The organism is Pedobacter sp. 01N416, from assembly GCF_056399685.1.
The window spans coordinates 1-2,918 of record NZ_JBFTRT010000611.1 but is presented as its reverse complement, the minus strand read 5'-3'; the positions used below and the strand labels follow the sequence as shown (position 1 = coordinate 2,918).

The following is a 2,918-nucleotide window of genomic DNA, read 5'->3' as shown; positions in this document are numbered from 1 at the left end:
CTCTTGATCAATTTCATTTTTTATCCATTTCTCTTCGACCGTATACAGCAGTTCCTGATCTCTGACGATTTCTGATTTTTTTTCTGTCAGCCCTTTCCTGTTGTTTTCAAGCTCTTTTTCAATTTCTCTAGCTGCACTGTCTCTGATTTTCTTTACGGATCTGACAGGGAGGCTCATCAATTCGAGCGCAGTATCGAACTGATTGTGGGCTTTCTTTGCGCTGATATTGTTGTGTTTTGATAGTCTGCATTTGTAGTAATAGAAATACTGGCCGGATTTGCCGCGTGAGGGTGCGCCGGTCAAAACATTACCGCAGTGACATTTTAAAATTCCCCTTAACGGTAGTGAATCGTCTATAATGGTACGTGTTTTCGAAACCCTATTGAATTTACTCTGCACCATTTTCCATGAAATCATGTCAATGATCGGCTCATGGATAGCAGGGAAGAGTCCTCCGGGGTGTTCTTTGTATGCGTTGGCTTTTACCAGTCCGGCATAAACGGCATTGGTTAAAATCCTTTCGATTGCCATATTGCCCTTTCTGTCAAAGCCGAGCTCTTCAGCCTTTTGCTTGATCAGGTAGAGTGGTATATTTCTTAGATAGGATTCATAAATAAACCGTACTATTTTTGCCTCCGGTTCATCGATGATGAGTCTGCGATCCCGCGGCTCGCCTATTTTTTTGTATCCGAAAGGTGTGATGCGAAAAACAAATTTTCCTTCTTTTGTTTTCTTGGAGTAGATGCCGGATCTTATTTTAATACTGCGGTTGATGTTGTCCTCTTCTGCCAATAGCAGCTGTAGTCCAGCCCTGAAGAAGCTGCCGGGTTTATCATAGTCAAATTCAATGCCTTCGGAAACGCTTATGATCTGTATGCCGTATTTTGATTGTAGCGATTTAACCATGCTCATGGCTTCTCCTGCATCGCGGCTGAACCTGTCCATCTGATCTACCAATAGGTAATCAACGTTTTTATGGTAAAGGCCGATAAATTCCTGTAATTTGATAAAGTCTGGCCTGTCAAATGTCTTGGCGCTTTTTCCTCTGTCGATAAAGGTATCTACCAGGTTGATTTTATTGAATTCAATATAATGATCGGTTACCAGGCGTTGGCGCTCGATCGAATTTTCGCTCTGTTTTTTGTCACTGAACCTTAAGTATCTAATTGCTTTCTTTCCCATATGATTGATCTAATGTTACCCTGACTAGGGCTTTAACTATTAAATTTAGCAATCTTTCTTCTTTTTCGTCAGATAATCTGCTGATTATGTCATCGGTATTTTCGATACTTTTTTGGTTATTTATATCAGATTTTGAGGGGGGATGGTGTATGGATTGTAGAGGTATGTTTGAATTTGTTTTGTTGGTATGGATTGTTTTCTGTTTGGAGGTTTTTTGTTTGGTACTGGCGGGTACTGCTACTCTGGTCTTGGTTCTGATCCTTTTTCTGAAAGCTTTCCTTTTTGGTTTTTTGATATTGATTTCCATAAGGGTTTTGTTTTTGGGGTAATGGTAGGAGAATTTTGATGTAGTTTTTCGGAGGTTGGAAAATTAAATAAGTACAGGCGGGTAGGGTTGTGCTGCTTTTTTGACAGCATGATCAGTGTTTTGAATTATATGATGGTCTGTATGGAAAGAATAATTCGGGGAGAAGATGGATAGCTATATTATGGGGGCGATTAAGACATTATGTTTTTGATAGTGCATTTTAGCTGAATGGTTTTTTGCTTGGCATTCTACCTGAGGCAGGCTGTGGGCTCTTTTCCGGCCTGTGGAATCTAAAGATGTCCGCTTTGGTATTTAGGGGCACTATTTTCAGCCTACAATCGTTGGTTAAATTGCGTATATTTATACTGATCAAAATTAAAATTATGGCAGAAAAAGAAAACGTACATGTTGTTCCTAATTCTGAAGGAGGTTGGGATGCCAAAAGGGAAAATGCAGAGAGGGCTTCAAAGCATTTTGAAAAAAAGAGTGATGCTGTTGATTATGGTAAGGACCTAGCAAAAAAGGATAAGGTTGAATTTATCCCGCATAACAAAGATGGGAAAATCAGTAACCCCAACAGTTATGGCAAAGATCCTAATCCGCCGAAAGATAAAAAAAGATAAATCCGAGTGAGTATTATTAATTGTAGTTAAATCTTATTGGGATTAAGAAAAATCTCAAAACCATTGATCTAAGCTCTATTGGCATATTTGCTTTATTTTTCAATGGCTTTTGACGCTGCAAAATGAATTTCTGAAAAATATTGAATGAGTTGTAATTGTCCTAAGGACAACTATAGTTTCTTTTGTTATTTCAACACTTTTAAGCTAGCATTCTAATTCCTTTACAATCATTTAATAATATAGTTTATGGAGGCGGAAAACGGTGCCGCCTCCATAAAATTTAGACTTGTGAAGCCGGGTGCTCAGGGATTAAATGATATTTTTTATAATTAAAGACTAGCCAACTTAAAGCCCCGGGTCGATCGAAGGCATAAGAGGTAGGTAATTGTTCTCTAATTAATGATTCAATTAATCTACACTGTTTTTTTGTAGTGAAATTTTGATGCTTTGAAACAGCATTAATTAAATCTAAAACCTCATAACGTTCATTGCGGTTGAATTTACCACTGTCGCGTTTATCTGTAATGTGTGGATTGTCTCCGGTTACAGCTTTTATACTGTAATCTTTAAAATATAAGTCTCCCGCTGTATAAATATAACTCATTTGTTTTTACTTTACTTTTTTGTTAAATATTAGCTAACTGCATCTTACAGTTAACGCATTCTTAAAAGAAGTAAATTAATTTTAAAATAGTTTTGGTAATACCGAAACTATATTTACTTTTGCAGTCCATTCCAAGGACAATTTTACTTCAGTCATAATAGGGTAAACCAGCCCTAACATTAGGGTAAACCAGCCCTAACAT

At 37.4% G+C, this 2,918-nt stretch carries 4 protein-coding genes; 1 reads left to right on the top strand and 3 read right to left on the bottom strand.

Features of this window, described 5'->3' with window-relative positions:
• Both AC1DND_RS24610 and AC1DND_RS24605 read right to left on the bottom strand, forming a co-directional pair.
• Window positions 1-1,182, bottom strand: a 1,182-nt coding sequence (locus tag AC1DND_RS24610; RefSeq protein WP_477585189.1) for a recombinase family protein, incomplete at its 3' end; no start/stop codon positions are given.
• Window positions 1,163-1,489 carry a hypothetical protein gene (locus tag AC1DND_RS24605; protein ID WP_477585188.1) on the bottom strand — a complete coding sequence of 109 codons (327 nt, stop codon included), beginning with the start codon at window positions 1,487-1,489 and terminating at the stop codon, window positions 1,163-1,165. The genes AC1DND_RS24610 and AC1DND_RS24605, both read right to left, overlap by 20 nt.
• Before the next feature lie 383 nt (window positions 1,490-1,872).
• Here AC1DND_RS24605 and AC1DND_RS24600 point away from each other — a divergent pair, with 383 nt between their 5' ends.
• Window positions 1,873-2,112, top strand: a complete 240-nt coding sequence (locus AC1DND_RS24600) for a DUF2188 domain-containing protein (RefSeq protein WP_477585187.1) — start codon at window positions 1,873-1,875, stop codon at window positions 2,110-2,112.
• Window positions 2,113-2,392: 280 nt separating this feature from the next.
• Here the strand turns inward: AC1DND_RS24600 and AC1DND_RS24595 are convergent, their stop codons facing one another.
• A complete protein-coding gene (locus tag AC1DND_RS24595) occupies window positions 2,393-2,716 on the bottom strand; it encodes a hypothetical protein (protein ID WP_477585186.1) in 324 nt (107 codons plus the stop codon).
• Window positions 2,717-2,918 lie beyond the last annotated feature (202 nt).